Source organism: Pseudoalteromonas sp. Ld20 (genome assembly GCF_045064175.1).
Taxonomy (GTDB): Bacteria; Pseudomonadota; Gammaproteobacteria; order Enterobacterales; family Alteromonadaceae; genus Pseudoalteromonas; species Pseudoalteromonas neustonica.
On the sequence record NZ_JBISHB010000035.1, the window covers coordinates 119,350 to 137,613 of the forward strand.

Here is an 18,264-nt window from a genome sequence, read left to right on the forward strand (position 1 = left end):
GATACTTACCTATTAGCAATTAAGTTAAGTAGCATCAACGATCAGTGTAAAGGACTGCATTGAATAGTAGACTGGTGCGGCCATTATATAGGCCCAAAGATATAAAAAAGCAACGTAAAAAAACAGCTCCATATATTGAATATAGAGGAAGCGCAATGGCTTGAATCAATACTCAAGTTTTTTAGGTAGTAAACAACAGTTAAAACTAGAAGTCGCAACCAAGGATGTAAAATGCTACAAAGGCGTAGGCTGAGCAGTTGCAGTGCCATCAATAACTTAAGTAATAAACTCTTCAACAAAGCATTTATTTAAGTTAGTTTTTATTCGTCTAGCGTATAAAAACGTGTATTTCCTCTTAGTATATAGATGTAGTTTATTAGTATATTATGGCGCTACCGTTAAGGTATTCAATGCCGGTGTGTAGGGAATAGATAAAACTTGGTTCACCTTTAACTTGCTTAGATCTAGCGTTTTTTTATGTTTGCTTATTGCGTAGTTGTGGTTAATTAAATCGAGTACCGTAAGTGTTGCAGTATTGGCTAACCCCTCACAAATTGACTTCGTAGTATCGCCTATCCGAGTTTGATATATAAAATGCCCGCCTGCCGAGTAGTAAGGTATTTTGAGCAAAGTGTTTTCTGATAGAGGGTCGAAGTTAACTTCAGGGTTAACTGCTATAACGTCTTTAACTCCAACACCTGCACTGGCTCTTATTGAAATTGTGATCAGTGTAAGGGTGTCACCTGGTTGAACTGTATAATGTAATACGGAATGCATAGCGTTTATCCTTGATATGTATGGAAAGTTAGTTGGGGAAATATATTTTTAAAGATAACAAAGAGCTAGGTTACACATGGTTAATAAGCTGCGTTTACTATAAATCATTCATTTTACCAACATGGTAAAATGAATGATTTTATTAGTAAAAGTGACATTTTGCGTATTTTCCCGCCACTTCGGTTCATTAAATAGGCTGAAATATTCACAGATCTTAAATCTAGATTTTACACACCAAAAAACGCAAAAAAGAGAAGTGTATTTTTTTACTGTGTTATCAATGTGTACAAGGAGTGTTCCCACTTATAATACACTACGGTAAAGCATAGGATTTGTGAAATACAGCAAAAGGTCAGAGAGTATCTTTTACTGCTTTAACAAACTGATAGTTTGTTTGTGCATCTAAATTAATACTCCAAACCATAGCACCACCAAACTGTGGGTCTTTGCAAATAGCTTGGTATTGATCGCTAATTAACGGGTAAATATTTGCAGGAACATCAGGAACAGTAAAAATACTCGTTCCGGCCGCATCTTTATTAGCTGGCTCACCAATCACAATTAGAGTCTCTGCAGGAATAGACTTTTTAAAGTTAATAAAACTTTTAGATATAAAGTCCACATTTGTTTCTTTACTGCCATCAATATCAGGGAATGGATTGTTGTATGCCTGAATAAACAAATAATCAAAACGATTATTATTTATTGCCTGATCGTACATACGACAATGACCAGTCGAAACCAAGTATAAATCAGAACCTGGAGCGAATTGATTTACCTGAGGGGCAGCTGTAATAAGTAATGTTGGAGCAAGTTGTTTTATGGCCTGACAAAGCTCATCCAAATATTTACCATCACCATTAATTTCCAAATCAAAATCTACGCCAGTGAAACCATAATCTGTTAGGTATTCAACTAGATTCTGAGCAAGCACGACTGTTGAAACGTCATTTGGATTATAGGTATTAATTTCACCACCGACTGAAAATAATACCTGCTGTGCACCCTTTGATTTGGCTTTTTTTATGTCTGCTTTCAAAGCTGTTTCTGAAGGAGATGCAGCAAATGCATCACCAAAAATACCAACAGTGGCACCATCAATTTTACCAAATGCCATCACAATCGCGGTATAACCTTGCTCCGCTGCTTGTGTAAATGTGATGTTTGACCAGCTTTGTAGGTAGCCAACCATCAGTGCTTTATTATTACTCATATAGATATCCTTTTGTGTATATATCAGGGCAAGCAACCATGTTAGACATTTGGCTTTGACCCTGTAGTTAATTGAGTTGTATGAGTTTGTTCAGATAAGGAGTAAAGGGTCGAGCTACTTCTCTAATGAAGCGCTTCAATTACGATTAAAACCCTACCGTAAAATAGGAAGTATCATTAGATAAGTAACTGACCTCTTTATTTTAACAATTAAGCTAAAGCCCACTTTCATCGGTTTTAGATAGTTGTTATGACTATTTTCTAAATGTCGCTGTATTGCCATTTTTTTCTATGCAAGTACGCCCAACCATACCTGTACCATCATCTAAACCAACGAGATAGTCAGAATTAAGAATAATTAAACCAGTAGGATCAAGGTTTGTTACATGTAAATCATTGACGTTTATGTTCGCGTCATCACTTTGAGCTGTTGCTACAGGGGCTGTTCCTGCTTCATTCTTGATTAAGATATCCATTAATTACTCCCTTTATTTATTATGTTGTTACAGGCTCTGTCACTTGCCTATAACAATTAAGCTAAAGCCCGTTTTAATGGGCTTTAGGTTTTGTTATGGGCTTCTATTCTATATAGATGGTGTTTTATGCAAGCTATGCTAGTTGAAAGTTTCCACCTTGAAAGATCCAGTCTTGACCTCCAGCAACATTTGTCCACCCAGTCACTAGCCCGGGACCTCCAGCCCCTTTCCATGCAGCAATTATCCAAGTCGTATCGCGAGGAAGTTCTCTCGACTTTTGGTTTCCAGTTTCTATATTATTGTCCATCACTTCTCGAAAACCCTGTTGGTCAGGTATAACTGCCGCATTTGAAATTCCAAACCAAACACTTTTGCCTTGTTTGTTAGTTATTTTCATATCTTTTCTCTCTTTAGTTTATATTTATTCATTGTTTTAGGATTTAAGACGCTTGTGTATATGTTGTATTAGTGCGTTTTTTTGGCAATTCGTTATTAATTGATGTTATAATATTGTTCTTAGATGAACCCTCAATTTCAACTTTAATTTCACTGACAGCTTTAACATTCTCCTGATCATATCCTAAGTCCTCAATACAAAAATTACGGGTTTGAGATTTAGTGGGAGCATTTCCCGCATAGTCAAATTCAATTTCATAAAAAGCCATAATATTCTCCTTTAAATTTTCATTTACTTGTTATAGGCTTTCTTCATTGCCTATAACAATAGGGTTTAAAGACAATGGTATTTATTCCCACTATCTATTCATCATTTATGGTCTTTTAACACCCGATTAAGGTCCTAAAAGGTCACTATCAACTCCCATTAACTAACCAAATTTCAGACGTAACTTCCCTATATTTGGGCGGTGAGTCGCCCTTTCTTATCAATAATAGGCAATTTAATTGCAGCTCTATTGTTACAAAGATGAACGTAAAATAACGTTGGGGAAGTAAGTGATTAATTTGATTGTTTAGTGATGGGTTAATTCTTTACTTAAAAGTTTATTGCTGACTTTCAATTTTAAAGCTGAAGCCGTCTTCAGCATTACCATTAAGTGAAATGGTTGCTTTAGTGACACCTTCCAGATCCTGCTCAAAGAAGCTATCGGTATTAAGTACCGCTGAATTTAATAACTGGCTTTCTTCAATTTCCGAAGCGACGCCCCAGTACAACTTAGGTTTAAGTACAAACGTCGCTTTTTGACCAAAACCGACGATTTTCTTTTCCATCATCAATTTGCCGTCTTTATATAGCTGAGCACTGATCCCCTCTGACACATGTACATCATTATTAACATCAATTGATTTAGTGTCTGACGCATTACCATTTGCAGCTAATACAACACCGGTATCATTTTTACTAACCGTATAGCGTTTACCGATTGTTGAATTCAACATTTGCGTTTTATTTTGTCCTTCTTGCCAAGTCGCTCCAACACTGGTTTCAATAGGAAAAATAAAGCTGCTGGAAGAAGCGCGGCCAATATCCGGGATCACTCGCCAGGCCACACCTTCTTTTAACGCATCAAAGGTAGGTGTTTCGTTTTTAGTGAAAACAAAAATTTTAGGTAAGTCTTTGTTCATAGATTTGTTTACATAAGTAATTTCAATATTTGAAGGCATAATTTATCTCTCATTGAGTAAGTGGTTTTAATGTTATAAATGGCTTTTTTGCCATAATGGGTTTATTGTTGACTTTCGATTTTAAAGCTGTAACCGTCTTCGGCATTACCATTAAGTGAAATGGTTGCTTTAGTGACACCTTCCAGATCCTGCTCAAAGAAGCTGTCGGTATTAAGTACTGCGGAATTTAGTAACTGACTTTCTTCAATCTCTGAAGCCACACCCCAATATAATTTAGGTTTAAGTACAAAGGTCGCTTTTTGACCAAAACCGACAATTTTCTTTTCCATCATCAATTTACCGTCTTTATATAGCTGAGCACTGATCCCATTAGGTACGTTAACACTGTTATTAACATCAATTGACTTAGTGTCTGACGCATTACCATTTGCAGCTAATACTACGCCAGTATCATCTTTATCGACGGTGTAACGCTTACCAATCACCGATGGTAGAACTTGCGTTTTATTTTGTCCTTCTTGCCAAGTCGCTCCAACACTGGTTTCAATTGGAAAAACAAAGGTGCTGGAAGAAGCGCGACCAATATCTGGGATCACTCGCCAGGCCACACCTTCTTTTAACGCATCAAAGGTAGGCGTTTCGTTTTTAGTGAAAACAAAAACTTTAGGTAAGTCTTTGTTCATAGATTTGTTTACATAAGTAATTTCAATATTTGAAGGCATAATTTTCCTACTTGGGTTTGTTGGGGGTTATTTACATGAGTTTGGTTAGCAAACGGCAGCTAACTCGCTTTACTGCTAACATCTGTGCCGTCTGATTTTACTTCCACAGACGTTAAGGTTTTATCAAAAAGTTTCCCTTCAGGGAATGAATTTAACGCAGCTATCACACTTGTAACGCCAGAAACTGATGGCTCATTTAATGGGAAGCTTTTAGTATAAGAAACTTTAGAATCAACACCGTTTGCGGTTTTTAACGTATCGGTTACTACAACTTCCAGTGTCATATTAAATGACTCAGAGACAGTAAGTGTTGATGTGCTATCTGTAACAGTCAGTTGAATAGCATCTTGAGCATCACTTGATACTGTCTTAATCATTGAATCTATAGATACAGTGCTGCCTTCCAGCTTATTTTGTTCCGCTTCTTCAGCGACTTTATCCAGTTTGGCTTTAATATTTTTTTGTAAATTAGCATCTGAGCCTAAATTTTCAGTCAATGAAGCCTTAAAAGCTCCTTGGTCAACAATTTTATAGCTCGAAGTGATCACAATAGAGTTACTCATTCTTTGTTTCCTTTGGTTGGGTTTATCTAAGGTTTGCTTAATATTGGACGACACAATTTCACCGCCCAATTGGGTTACTTTTTTTTTATCGTATCGAACTGAGCAATAGACAGTTCAAGTTGTCGACAGCTGATTTTTGTATTACCGTTTTTTAATTGGCAGTAATACCAAATACCATCCATGTTTAATAGTCGGTTAAGCGCAACTGGGTTAAGTCTACTTATTTCAAAAGCATTCATATCTGTTATGTCTTTTTAGCTGTACTGCTCAACCTGAAAATGATAGCCATCTTTGGCATTACCATTGAGTGAGACTAATACCTCTGCTACACCGCTTAAATCCAGCTCAAAAAAACGATTTGAATTTAACACTACCGATTTAGAAGCGAGCCCTTTACCTTCGCTAATTTCTGATGCTAATCCCCAATAAAGTTTATTACTTGGTTTAAAAATGGCACTTTGCTGATAACCGACGATTTTTTTTCCTATGATGGCCTTACCACCATTACAAAGCTGAGCAGAAACCCCACTATCAACTTGGATGTTATTCACCAACTCAATGATGTCTTTTGTAGCGGCATTACCGGATTTTTCCAAGATCACGCCAGTATTATCTTCAATTATTTGGTACTGTTTACCAACTTCAGCAAGTAACATTCTGGTCGTGTCAGCGCCATTATTCCAACCAGCTCTGATAGTAAAATCAGGCTCATAAATAAGTGAAGCGACTGAGCCTCGGCCAACATTTTTCAACACCCGCCAGGCAATACCGTCTGTAATTGGATTAAAATCATGCATGCCACTTTCAGCAAAAATAAAAACGTGTGGTAAGCTTTTGTTCATCGAGTGATTGATGAACTTGATTTGAGTTTTCATAAGCTGTGCGACCTTTTATTTTTGATCTTCGATCTTAAATGTATATCCTTCTTTGGCATTTCCGTTTAATGACACAGTAGCCATCGAAACACTTTCTAGGTTTTGCACAAAAAAGTTATCTGAATCTAGTACGGCTGAACCTATAGCATCCGATTGATTAATTTCAGATGCGATCCCCCAGTACAGTTTAGGTAACAAACGAAATGATGCTTTTTGACCATAAGCAACAATATTTTTCTTCACTAACACGCGATCATTTTTACTCAAGTAAGCACTTACACCATTTTGAACTTTTATCTCATTGGTAAGCTCTATTTCATCGCTTCTGACGGCATTACCATTTTCAACTAATACTATTCCTGTGTTGGTTTCTGTCACCGTATAACGTTTACCTTGGGTACAATTTAAAGATCTGGTCTGGTTACAGTCATCTCCCCAACTGGCAAATATTTTTGTTTGAGCCGGGTAAGTAAAACGGCTCATCGACTCCCTACCTATCTTTGAAATGACTTTCCAGGCAATACCATCTTGTAACGCGTTAAACGAAGGTAGTTCGTTAGTCGCGAAGACAAATATTTTAGGCATATCTTTATTCAATGATTTATTGATATAGGTGATCCGAGTATCACAAAACATTTTGAGTTCCTTAGTGTTAATATTAGTTTCTGATTATGTTCATTTGCGACTCTGTCATATAAGCGTTTTGAACCTAGGCCCTGTTTCGGGTAATTAACCAGCCGTTTTACCAAGTGATTAATAAGATACTTAATTTAAAAGTATCTTATTTCACTCAGTGTTTTGTGGTGCTGTTATATAAACGTTTAAGACTTAAGTTCTGTTCCAACTTAATTAACTAAATAATCAACTATGAGTGGAGTGATATGTTTGCGGGTACGAAAAATCAATTTTCTAATTTGAGATTCGGTTTGTGCTTGTTCCTGACTGATTTGCTTGTAGCATTTGTCATTAAAGAAATAATCCAACGCGACTATACGATATTTCTCCGGCATATTTTTAATTGTCTTTTCAATAAAACAACTGGTGCTTTTATTAACGACCTCGTTAAATATTTCAGCTTCGTTATCTTGCTCTTCAGCTAACAGCACCGTTTGGTATTTAAAGTACGTCTGATTTTTTCTTAATTGGTCAAAATAATGATTACGGGCAAGCTGAAATAACCAAGCCTGTAATTTTATATCTGATTTTGCTTCCGGCAACTTTTGATAAGCTTTTAGCATAGTGTCATGAGACAGATCTTCAGCATCATGGAAATTTTTAGTTAAACTATACAAACAGTAATTAAATACTTTTTTTTCCAACCTTAACCAGTATTGCCAAAACAGTTCGGGATCGGTTTTGAGTTGGCTAATAACTTGTTTGTGATTTAGGTCATCAGTATTATTGCCAATCCAAGAGAGCGTATTTGGCGTTGTTTTCAACTGTGCAGACATGATTTTTCCTTTCATTGATTGAATAGAAGTAAATATGCGCATGCAAAATTTTGGGTATGTGAATGCGCATATTGTTTAGTTCAACGAAAAGATATTTTTTTATCGTTGCTTATACCGGCTCAGATCCGGCTCACTTGCATTATTTAACTGAATTTTTAATAAATAGAGGTTGATGGTTTTTAATGCCTTCCCAAATTAACGGATGTGAGAAACTGTAATGATCCGATTCACGTACGACTAAGCCGCTGCTCAACATTTTTTGGGCTAAACACAGCGGTGCATGAATATGTTTTTTATGCGTAAATTGAGTTAATTGGCTGGCACTAAAATGAAATCCTTGTAAAGCCGCATATTGGAAAAGCTCAGTAAGCTCGACCGGCATATCGGCCAGTGTATTGTCTATAAATTGTTGTAACTTAGTGGATTGGAAGCTTTGATAATCAGGAGTGAGCAGTAATTGCTGTAAAAAAGCGGGGTTGCCAGCAGCGCGCTCTATTGCCACTTTTACTTCGGTTTGATATTTCGCAATAGCAAACCCTTTTTTGGCAAGGCAATGTTTTGCTAAGCGAGTTTGGGCGTCTAGACTGAGTTGTTTTAATGGCATGGTGTGCGCAAGAGACAACCAATCAGGTGGCGAGGTCAGTAGATCTTTTGGCTGGGCAATAAGAATAAATAAAATAGGCTGTGCGTATTCTATTTCTATGAATAAGCGTAAAAATTGAATCTGTGTATAGGTTAAATGATGCACATCATCGATAGTAATTAGTGCGATTCTTTTATGAACTGCATAATCAATTAAATCATAGGCTATCTGCTGATCTATTTTATTCATTTGCTGGAGTGTTTGCTTTGCTAGCGTGTTACGTTGATTTTTACTGAGAGAAAACCCTAATAATTGCAGGGTCCTTAAATAACTTAGAGAAGAACTTGCGACTAAATTTACTTTTTTTGTAATCACCATATCCGTGGCAGTACTTTCAATTTGCAGTAGTTGTTTTATAAAATTAAAGATCGAAAATTTGAGTTTATGAGCAGGGCAATTATGTGGTTGGCTAAACGCTAAATTACGTTTTCCTGCAGATTTAACACAATCAATAAAGTGATTAAGTAAATGGGTTTTCCCGCTGCCAGTTATACCGTAAATATAAATGGTTTTGGTGCAGTTTTGACTTTCAGCATAACTCAATAATGAATGTAATTGATGTAATTCCCATTCTCTACCTAGGCAGGGATCTACTGATTGCTTCATTAAATGAGTGTATAACCAAACAGGGATAGGCGAATTAGGAAGTAATACGTCAATGCTGACTTGAAAGAAGCGTGCAAATATAGATAATGTTCTAAATAGTATTTTTTTCCCAGCTTCAGCTCTTTTTATTGATGAAACTGAAATAGGCAGCCTTTTATCGGTACATTCTTGAGCCAGCTGCTCTTGACTTAAAGCTTTTTTTTCTCAGTAACTGTAGGGCATGCGCATTAATATTTATGCGTCCGTTCGTAAGCGTTTCCGTTTCCATTAGGCTATTCCTCATAACTCTCTTGTATTTGTATTAAAATAGCGATAATTGATCGCTTAATAGTGCAAAAGTTTTGGAATTATAAGTCTACTTTTTTGTTGAGTTTTTTAATATTACAGAGCATTACATTAGTTTGACTTACCTCAAATAAGCTATTCAAGCACCTGTAATATCTTCCAAAATGCCAACTAAAATAACATCAAATCCTCACTTTATATTTTCCGTGAAACAGGAGTAACTAATTGAATCAAAAGCTTGTGATACGGTTGAATCATTAACATGGCTTGTTGGTAATTGGAATTCTGAAATTAGTAAATTGAAAATTAATGAATCATGGAAGCGGATAAGTGACAAAACTTTTGAAGGCTCTGGTTAAAAGTATTCGATCGAAAAGGATAAAATTGTAAGTACTGAAACTTTACGGTTAGTCGAAATGTCTGTGGAGATTTTCTATGTTGCTAAAGTTGCCAGTAATGATTTCCCCAAAAAGCTCAATTATCAATTCTTGAATAAAGAAAAAAGTATTACAGTTTATGTGTCAGGAGAAAAAGGCAAAGGTTTCTCAATTGAGTTTATTGGTGAATAACGGTAGCTAAGTAAATAAGAGGAATAAAGTAGACCCCAAGAGGAAAAGACCAATGTGACAAATCTTGACTTCAGACATCATAACCACTGGGAATCTGCGCTTTTACTCGCGACACACTTCACCTATTCATGCTATTAAGTTGCTTGGTCCTGTATTTTCGTTGGGTTTTACTCAAATCAACCTACGGTGGTAATATCATCACTGTATTTTGACTGATACACGAGAGTTTTGTATTAATTACTTCTCGTTAATCATTAAATTCAATTCGCATGCCGGCATTAACAGTAAATACGTGATTGTGTGGCTAGATAGCGATAGCTCAACATCCACTCTGTTTTGTAACTATCAATTTAGAGGGACGGCTTATTTTACTATTGCCAATAAAAAAGCGCTGCACATTGGCAACGCTTATGTATATTCTTAACAGCTTACAGCTTACAGCTTACAGCTTACAGCTTACAGCTTACAGCTCAGTCTTTAGTCAAATAATCCAACACCACTTGATGGTGATCTTTGGTTTTAAACTTATCAAACAAGTATGTAATTTTGCCATCTTGACCAATTAAGAAACTTAAACGGTGAATACCGTCGTATTCTTTGCCCATGAATTTTTTATAGCCCCATACACCAAATGCTTCTGCAATGGCGTGATCTTCGTCTGAGAGTAGGTCAAAATTAAGGTCTTTTTTCGTTTCAAAGTTCTTTAATTTTTTAACCGGATCAGGGCTTATACCAACAACGCGGGTATTTAATTGCGCTAATACGTCTTTTTCATCTCGTAGGTTTTCAGCTTGCACAGTGCAGCCAGGTGTTGATGCTTTTGGATAAAAGTACACGAGTACTTGCTGGTCTTTCAATAACTCTTCAAGAACGATTAGCTCACCATCTTGGTTTTGTAAGCTAAAGCTAGGCGCTTTATCGCCTGCTTGTAATGGACTGATTGTATTCATGGTTTATTCCTTATCGAATGCGTCTAAAAATATAGTCTACGTTAAGGGTGCGTGATAGATCCTCAAATTGAACTTTAAAGGTATCAATGTCAACGTCTACGGGAATATTAAACTCAATTTCACAGCGCATTTTTACATGCTCATCTTCATCAAACGTATCTGATTTTAGAGAACAAATGCTAATTTGATTATCTGCAAAGAAGCGAGTTACTTTACTAAGTGTGCCAGGGGTGTCTATACCAGTGTACTCGAGCGTATAGCCTGCACAAAATTCACTTTGTTTATGACTGGCTGTGCGCTTCATCATAGTCAGCAAACCTAACTCCATGCCTTTGAGAGGCAAGGTGTGTTCAATTCGGCTTATTGCAGACATGTCACCAGATAACAACATAATAAACGTAAACTCATTACCTAAGATGGCAATGCGGCTGTCGATGATGTTGCAATGACAGTCACTGACTAATTGGGTTAATTCACTAACAATACCAGGGCGATCTTCGCCAATTGCAGTTAATACGATCTGATGGTTTGAAAAAACAGTCATAAATTCAAATACCTAAGTTATGTTTATTACAACAGACAGCGCGAGCTAAGCCAGTAATAGTGGCTGTATGGCGGCGAAGTTTAACACAAATTAGGTGCTAAACTACAGAGCACCTTAATTTACACCGTATAAAATCACGGTGTTTCTTGTTTTTAGTGGCATGGGAAAGTACCATAGTTAAAATTTTGCATAACCGCGCTCATAATATGTATTGAGTGGCTCTTCAAAACAACGGGTTTTGCATAAAAATAAGAAATGTAAAGTTAATCTTGATTTTACACTGAACCAAATCGGCATAACCCACTCATATATTTGTTAAAACAATTAAGGGTATGCTAAGGAGAATTATCTGTGCAGTATTGGATCCCAAAAGCGCTTGCAGTGAGTGTATTGGTAGGCTTGTCAGGATGTAGTGTTTTTACTGATGAAGCGCATCATAAACGTAATTATCGTGCAACTGCACCAGTACAGGTGCCTGGGCAATTGGCGCAACCAGCGCAAGACCCCACTTATAAAATGGAAGTGGCTGCTTATGATAATAATCCAGATTCCACAAATTACCGCCCACCAGCACAGGTTTTAACTGTAGCTAAAGGCAGCTGGGTTGAAGAAACGGATAAACAAGCGCGTGTATTTTTTGATAAAAATGACGGCATTGTCGATTTAAATAAATTTATCACTGAATCGGTTAAAGCTGTTTTGGCTGAACAACAAACACGAGTGCAAAAAGAAGATAATACAACGGGTACGATTGAAACCGATTGGTACTCAATTATAAAACCAGATGATGGCTGGTTTGCTGATAGTGCGCCTGTATCACAACAGCGTTTTATTTTTACATTGGAAGAAAAATCACACCAGCGTACAGCTTCGTTGAGTTCTAAACTGGTTGATTATAAAAGTGCAAGTGAAAAACTAACGCCGCTTTTGCAGCAACAGTTAGAAGTACGTGCATTAAATCAAGTAATTGCTGAATTTGATTATCGCTACCGTCAGCTTCAGGTTGAAATGCGTAAGCAGCAAGGCATTATTTCTCTTGAGATGGGCTTTGATAATAAAGGCAATGCGGCATTGGTAACAGAGCAAGATTACTCAGTTATTTTTGAGCGCTTTTCTGGTTTCTTAGAGCGCTTATCTTTTACAATTGTAGAGATAAACCAAGAAAAAGGCCTTATAACGGCTGACTATAAAAAGCCTGAATCAAGCGTCTGGGATTCAATTTGGGGTGATGAACTTGCTGAATTACCAATTGATGAAGGGCAATACCAAATACTCGTTAGCCGAACGAAAGAGGGCGGCACTAGTTTAACTTGGATGGATGATAAAGGGGCAACATTGGAGCCTGGCACTATGAACGATCTACAACAAGCATTAGAAAATGCCTTGCGTCAGCGCGGTATTAAAATTTAATCAAAAATAAAATAATAACCACAAAAAGAGCATTTGGCTCTTTTTGTGGTTTTAACAGGTTGAAAATATGTCTAAGTTAAACTCACCCAGCCCGCAGCAGCATCAAAAGAGCTACGATTTAAGAGTATGGTTTGCCTTTTTAGTCCCCTCTTTGATTGGCGTGTTCTTATTTATGACACCGGTTCCATCTGGCGAGATCATGACGATACCAATCGCGGTAATGGCTAAAGCAGTGCAGGCTTCATTTGCAGATATTGCTTTAGGTCTGATCGCGTTTGTTATTTGTGTTGCAGGCGTAATGTCGATTATATTCAGTGTACTAAGGCCAAAAAGCTTAACAAAATTTCGCTTACTTAATCATTTGTTTAATGTGAGTTGGATTTGGTTAGTCACTAGGCTACTAGGTATGCTGTTTGTACTATTAACTTACTTTCAAGTTGGACCTCATGCGATAACGTCTGAAAATACAGGGCTGCTGGTATTAAAAGATTTACTGCCTGTATTATTTTCGGTATTTATTTTAGCGGGTTTATTACTTCCTTTATTGCTTAACTTTGGTTTACTTGAATTAGTGGGGACTTTATTAACGAAAGTGATGCGTCCATTATTTGGGGTGCCAGGGCGTAGTGCGGTTAACTGTGTTGCCTCTTGGTTGGGGGATGGGAGCGTAGGAATTTTAATGACCGCGCGTCAATATGAAGATAAATACTATACACAACGTGAAGCTGCGATAATTGGTACCACTTTCTCTGCTGTTTCAATCACTTTTTGTTTAGTGGTTATTGGCCAAGTAAAACTGGAATACCTATTTGCCCCATTTTATGCAACGGTATGTTTAGCCGGGGTTGTGGCCGCGATTATAGTACCTCGATTACCACCGTTACGCTTTAAAAAAGACTTATTAATTGACGGTACGAAGCCTGATGTTAACGCTGAATTAGTACCTGAAGGTAAAACGTTATTTAAGCATTCATTGGATGTTGCATTAGCTAAGGCTGAAAAAGCACCAGGGTTAAAGGGAACATTAAAAGAAGGCGTTCATAACGCGCTTGATATGGTGTTTGCTGTATTACCAGTTGTAATGGCTGTGGGTACATTTGCATTGATTATTGCCGAATATACGCCGGTTTTTCAATATTTAGGTATGCCATTCATTCCGTTTTTAGAGTTATTACAAGTGCCTGAAGCTGAAGCCGCTGCGCAAACAATTATGGTTGGTTTTGCCGATATGTTTATTCCATCAATTTTAGCGGCAGGTTCGATTGAAAGTGATGTAACGCGTTTTATCATTGCCGCAATGAGCGTGACGCAATTAATTTATATGTCGGAAGTAGGTGCACTATTACTGGGCAGTAAAATCCCCGTGAACATTTTGGAGTTGTTCACAATCTTTATCCTGAGAACCTTGGTAACACTTCCGGTGATAGCGCTTATGGCACATTGGTTAGTTGGTTGATTTAGAGACTCAGATACAAAAAAGCCCTGTTTATCGGGGCTTTTTTGTGAGCTATTTAAAGTGGTTGATCAATTAAGAGGATAGCTTGGCATGCAGGCAATGGTTTGGCTTTTAGAAAACCTTGCCCGTAATTACATTTTGTTTGTTGTAGTGTGGTTAATTGTTGTTGGGTTTCAATGCCTTCAGCAACTACATCAAGTTCAAGTGATGATGCCAATGATAAAATAGCGTCAACAAGTGGAGTTGGCGTGTCTTTGAGGTGATCAATAAAGCTTTTATCAATTTTTAGCACATGGATAGGGAGCTGATGTAAATAGCCAAGTGCTGAATAGCCTGTACCAAAATCATCTAAGCACAGTTTAACTTTTAATGGTGATAGACCTTCAATAATTTTGGTTGCCAGCTCAAGGTTCTCTATTAATCCTGACTCAGTTATTTCTAAACACAAAGAACCTAAAGGCAGTTGATAGGTATTATAAATTGCATGAATTTGTGAGACGAAATCAAGACTCGCAAAGTGCCGCGACGACACATTGACAGTGATCCGTAAAAAGCGCTTTCCCTGTTGTTGCCAAGTTGAAATTTGTTTAGCAGCCAGCTCAAGCAGATGTAGATCAAGGTTAATAATTTGACCGGTATTCTCAGCAATTGGAATAAAATCATTGGGTGGCACAAAGCCTTTTGTTGGGTGATGCCAGCGAACTAAAGCTTCAAAACCAACTACATGACAATCACCAATGGTAAAAATTGGTTGAAAATACAATTCAAATTCATTGTGCTCAATACCGTGTTGTAGATCATTTTCAATATCAGCATGACTTTTTAGCTTTTTACGCATGGTATTATTAAAGAAGCGAACTTGGCTGCGGCCATTCGATTTAGCCTCATACATAGCCGCATCAGCATGCTGTAATAGCTTATAAGCTTTATCGTTTTTATTATCGCAAAAAGCAACACCAATACTTGTTGAGGCTTGGAGTAAATGCCCATCAATGTTAAGTGGTTCAGCTAAGGCTTTTTTTATTCGTTTTAGTGCTTCAGTTACTTGATTTTTATGGGTGATATTTTCCATAAGAATTGAAAATTCATCACCGCCCAATCGGGCAAAGGTATCTGTGTTACGGATGGTTGCTTTAATGGATTTACAAATGGCGATTAAAAAATGGTCACCAACTTCATGGCCAAGTGAATCGTTAATACTTTTAAAACGGTCAAGATCGAGGTAGAGCAAAGCATGGTAAGTGCCTTTGGGGGTACGAGTCAGTTTTAAAATGGCATGCTTAATACGATCAATCAATAAGGAGCGGTTTGCCAACCCCGTTAACTCATCATGTAAGGCGCGATATTCGAGTGCTTGTCGTGAGAGCTGTCTGTCAATTGTCAGACTGATCTGGCGACTCACGTATGTTAAAAGTGCTAAATCATGATCATCATAATGATGTGTTTTATCGTAGCTCTGTACAACAATTACACCACTAATATTATCACTTACTTTGAAAGGGACACCCAGCCACGATTCTGACTGCCTGCCCACCATTTTAAAATGGCCAGCTTGAATGTGTTGTTGGTATTCTTCTTTATTTAGTAATAAAGGTTGTTCTGAATTGAGCAAATAATATGAAGCCGTATTTTTAAGTTGCTCTTTTGATATTTTTTTATGAGCATTTGAGCGAACACCCTGCTCAACAATATAGACGATGTCCAAAATGTCTATTTGCTTATCGTAAAGTGCAACTAAGAAGTTGTCAGCCCTTAATAGGTTTGTCAATATGCCATGAAGTGACTCTAAAAATGTATCTAAATCATTTGCTTGGTAAGTCAAATTAGCAATTTGCAATAAAGTACTTTCAAGCTTTTGTGCCGTATTTAGCTGGCTGACTGTTTGCTGTAGGTTTTCTACAGTATTGACATGATTAATTTTGGCGCTTAGTAAATGTGCCACAGTGGTTAAAATTTCTAAATGAGCATCAGTAAAGTAATTGTGTACTGGGTGTTCGCAGTCAATAACGCCTAAAATTTTCTCTTTGTAAATTAATGGAACGCACAGCTCTGATCTGGCAGGGCGGGCATCAGCAATATAGCGGCTATCTGTACTTACATCGCCACTAATTACTGCGCGACCTGTTGATGCAACATAACCGGTGATCCCTTGATTGAAATTAATGATACTACGTTCTATGGAGTAATCACTCGCTGAGTTAGATACGCCCATTGATGCGACTTCATGAAGGGTGGCATTTTTTTCATCTGCGATATATATCACACAATCGACAAAACCTAAGCGTTTAACGACTTCTGTCGTGGCATATTCAAACAGTTCATCGAGTCTATCTAATTGTAATAAGCTTGATGAAAACTGATTAATAATGCTCAGTTGTTCTGTTTTTACTTCAAGAGCAGAAGATAAATCTATTTTATTTTGCATAAGGCACGTGTGGTTTTTCTAATTCTTATAGTTCATATCAATATACGTTAACGGAATATTAACTTATAAACAAAGTATATATGAAAAAAATCAACGTGAGTGTGTAAATACAAACGAACAGCCAAGGTATTGAAGATGCAATGCTTTCACAATTTGTGGGGGAGTCCTTATGAGGCCCTAGGAAGAACCCTTTGGGCAGCGCATGTTTGGCATTTATACTGCGTTATCGCCTATTTATGGGGAACAACCACACCATAGGCGCTGCCTTGCCTAGATACCAAATAGACTGCTGCAAGATTAATCACGAAAGGTCAACACGCCCGAGTAAAAAAGGGCAATAAAATCTTTACTCAGATGAATCATATGCATATGATCAACTAAATTCAGCCGTGGAAATAAGTAATGACAAATAAAGCTCCCAATACTCAGTCAACATTAACTATAACTCGTCCAGATGATTGGCATGTTCATTTACGAGATGGTGATCAACTTAAAGATACCGTTCGTGATATTAGTCGATATATGGGCCGCGCTATAATAATGCCTAACTTAGTACCACCCGCAATTTGTACTGAAACAGCTTTATCATATCGAGCGCGTATTATGGCTGCAGGCCCACAAGGCAGCTTTGAACCATTGATGGTGCTTTATTTAACAGATAAAACCTCACCAGAAGAAATAAAAAAAGCGCATGCAACTGGTAAAATAGTCGCTGCAAAAGTATACCCTGCTGGTGCAACGACGAATTCTGATTCTGGTGTTACATCCATGAAAAACATTTATCCGGTGCTGGAAGCCATGCAAGAAGTGGGGATGTTATTATTGATCCATGGTGAGGTTACTGATTCTTCAATCGATATTTTTGATCGTGAAAAAGTATTTTTAGATACTATTATGGTTGATGTTGTTAAAGACTTCCCTGAGCTTAAAATTGTTCTTGAGCATATTACGACTAAAGATGCTGTTGATTTTGTTAATAATGCATCAGAAAATGTTGCAGCGACGATTACAGCACATCATTTGCTTTATAATCGGAATCATATGCTTGCCGGTGGGATCCGCCCTCATTACTACTGCTTACCTATTTTAAAGCGCAACACGCACCAACATGCACTAATAGACGCTGCGACTAGCGGAAGTAAAAAGTTTTTCTTGGGTACAGACTCTGCACCGCATTACAAAGACAAAAAAGAAGCTGCATGCGGATGTGCGGGTGCGTACACAGCTCATGCTGCATTAGAGCTTTATGCAGAAGCTTTTGAGGATGCTGGGGCTTTAGATAAACTTGAAGGGTTTGCAAGTCATTATGGTCCAGATTTCTATGGTTTAGCACGTAACACAGACACCGTTACTTTAATAAAACAGCCATGGACAGTACCAGCAAGTTACCCGCTTGGTGGTGATCACGTAGTACCAATAAAAGCTGAATCAGTTATTGAGTGGCAAGTTAAATAAATCGCGGTTTAGCCTATAGTTAAAGTACGTTTTTAGTTTTAAAATTAATCAGTTAGATAGTGTTTCGTGCATTGCGAATTGGCAGACAAAATATTTACTAATTAATAGAGCAAAAACGTTTTTATTGTGCTAATCTTATATTGCTTTGAGTTTTTGCGTATTGAATTTACGGATATTGTGCTGCGTTTAAGGTTACCGGTTAGGTTATTACTTGTTCCTGTACTATACCTCCAGATTTTTGGGCATTGACTCAGGGAGGAT

Annotated in this window: 18 protein-coding genes; 4 read left to right on the plus strand and 14 right to left on the minus strand. The window is 37.4% G+C overall.

All coding sequences use genetic code 11. From position 1 onward, the window contains the following. Positions 1-384 precede the first annotated feature (384 nt). From ACJJVX_RS12160 to ACJJVX_RS12210, 11 genes are all read right to left on the minus strand, one after another. Positions 385-777 carry a LysM domain-containing protein gene (locus ACJJVX_RS12160; RefSeq protein ID WP_054205724.1) on the minus strand — a complete coding sequence of 131 codons (393 nt, stop codon included), beginning with the start codon at positions 775-777 and terminating at the stop codon, positions 385-387. Positions 778-1,129: 352 nt separating this feature from the next. Beyond that, a complete protein-coding gene (locus tag ACJJVX_RS12165) occupies positions 1,130-1,990 on the minus strand; it encodes a glycosyl hydrolase family 18 protein (RefSeq protein ID WP_405631639.1) in 861 nt (286 codons plus the stop codon). A gap of 253 nt (positions 1,991-2,243) precedes the next feature. Next, entirely contained in the window at positions 2,244-2,465 is a 222-nt protein-coding gene (locus ACJJVX_RS12170) for a hypothetical protein (RefSeq protein ID WP_170174343.1), read from the minus strand. A 440-nt stretch (positions 2,466-2,905) separates the two neighbouring features. Next, the gene (locus tag ACJJVX_RS12175; protein WP_405631641.1) at positions 2,906-3,130 is read right to left on the minus strand and encodes a hypothetical protein; all 225 of its coding nucleotides are present in this window, start codon (positions 3,128-3,130) and stop codon (positions 2,906-2,908) included. Between the two features lie 337 nt (positions 3,131-3,467). Continuing rightward, positions 3,468-4,088 carry a hypothetical protein gene (locus tag ACJJVX_RS12180; RefSeq protein ID WP_405631644.1) on the minus strand — a complete coding sequence of 207 codons (621 nt, stop codon included), beginning with the start codon at positions 4,086-4,088 and terminating at the stop codon, positions 3,468-3,470. A gap of 62 nt (positions 4,089-4,150) precedes the next feature. Beyond that, the gene (locus tag ACJJVX_RS12185) at positions 4,151-4,771 is read right to left on the minus strand and encodes a hypothetical protein (protein WP_054205730.1); all 621 of its coding nucleotides are present in this window, start codon (positions 4,769-4,771) and stop codon (positions 4,151-4,153) included. A gap of 59 nt (positions 4,772-4,830) precedes the next feature. Further along, complete coding sequence (locus ACJJVX_RS12190) at positions 4,831-5,334, minus strand: hypothetical protein (RefSeq protein ID WP_054205731.1); 504 nt, start codon at positions 5,332-5,334, stop codon at positions 4,831-4,833. 254 nt (positions 5,335-5,588) lie between these two features. Continuing rightward, positions 5,589-6,209, minus strand: a complete 621-nt coding sequence (locus ACJJVX_RS12195; RefSeq protein ID WP_405631647.1) for a hypothetical protein — start codon at positions 6,207-6,209, stop codon at positions 5,589-5,591. A gap of 15 nt (positions 6,210-6,224) precedes the next feature. Continuing rightward, positions 6,225-6,845: a hypothetical protein gene (locus tag ACJJVX_RS12200; RefSeq protein WP_405631650.1), complete on the minus strand. Its 621-nt coding sequence runs from the start codon at positions 6,843-6,845 to the stop codon at positions 6,225-6,227. Positions 6,846-7,054: 209 nt separating this feature from the next. Continuing rightward, on the minus strand, positions 7,055-7,660 hold the full coding sequence (locus tag ACJJVX_RS12205; protein WP_405631652.1) for an RNA polymerase sigma factor: 606 nt from the start codon (positions 7,658-7,660) through the stop codon (positions 7,055-7,057). A 139-nt stretch (positions 7,661-7,799) separates the two neighbouring features. Continuing rightward, complete coding sequence (locus ACJJVX_RS12210; RefSeq protein WP_054455038.1) at positions 7,800-8,909, minus strand: AAA family ATPase; 1,110 nt, start codon at positions 8,907-8,909, stop codon at positions 7,800-7,802. Between the two features lie 701 nt (positions 8,910-9,610). Between ACJJVX_RS12210 and ACJJVX_RS12215 the strand changes: the two genes are divergently transcribed. Next, a complete protein-coding gene (locus ACJJVX_RS12215) occupies positions 9,611-9,763 on the plus strand; it encodes a hypothetical protein (protein ID WP_161803887.1) in 153 nt (50 codons plus the stop codon). 470 nt (positions 9,764-10,233) lie between these two features. Here ACJJVX_RS12215 and bcp read toward each other — a convergent pair whose 3' ends face one another. Both bcp and ACJJVX_RS12225 read right to left on the minus strand, forming a co-directional pair. Beyond that, positions 10,234-10,713 (minus strand): thioredoxin-dependent thiol peroxidase, encoded by a 480-nt coding sequence (gene bcp, locus ACJJVX_RS12220; RefSeq protein WP_054455040.1) that lies wholly within the window; start codon positions 10,711-10,713, stop codon positions 10,234-10,236. A gap of 10 nt (positions 10,714-10,723) precedes the next feature. Beyond that, positions 10,724-11,257 (minus strand): glycine cleavage system protein R, encoded by a 534-nt coding sequence (locus tag ACJJVX_RS12225; RefSeq protein WP_054205743.1) that lies wholly within the window; start codon positions 11,255-11,257, stop codon positions 10,724-10,726. 351 nt (positions 11,258-11,608) lie between these two features. Here ACJJVX_RS12225 and bamC point away from each other — a divergent pair, with 351 nt between their 5' ends. Together bamC and ACJJVX_RS12235 are read left to right on the plus strand one after the other, a co-directional pair. Next, complete coding sequence (gene bamC / locus ACJJVX_RS12230; protein ID WP_054455041.1) at positions 11,609-12,667, plus strand: outer membrane protein assembly factor BamC; 1,059 nt, start codon at positions 11,609-11,611, stop codon at positions 12,665-12,667. A 67-nt stretch (positions 12,668-12,734) separates the two neighbouring features. After that, positions 12,735-14,123, plus strand: coding sequence for a YjiH family protein (locus ACJJVX_RS12235; RefSeq protein ID WP_054455042.1), 1,389 nt, complete (start codon positions 12,735-12,737; stop codon positions 14,121-14,123). A 55-nt stretch (positions 14,124-14,178) separates the two neighbouring features. Here the strand turns inward: ACJJVX_RS12235 and ACJJVX_RS12240 are convergent, their stop codons facing one another. Then, positions 14,179-16,548: an EAL domain-containing protein gene (locus ACJJVX_RS12240; protein WP_054205746.1), complete on the minus strand. Its 2,370-nt coding sequence runs from the start codon at positions 16,546-16,548 to the stop codon at positions 14,179-14,181. A 402-nt stretch (positions 16,549-16,950) separates the two neighbouring features. Here ACJJVX_RS12240 and pyrC point away from each other — a divergent pair, with 402 nt between their 5' ends. Beyond that, positions 16,951-18,003, plus strand: a complete 1,053-nt coding sequence (gene pyrC / locus ACJJVX_RS12245) for a dihydroorotase (protein WP_054205747.1) — start codon at positions 16,951-16,953, stop codon at positions 18,001-18,003. The last annotated feature ends 261 nt before the right edge of the window (positions 18,004-18,264 follow it).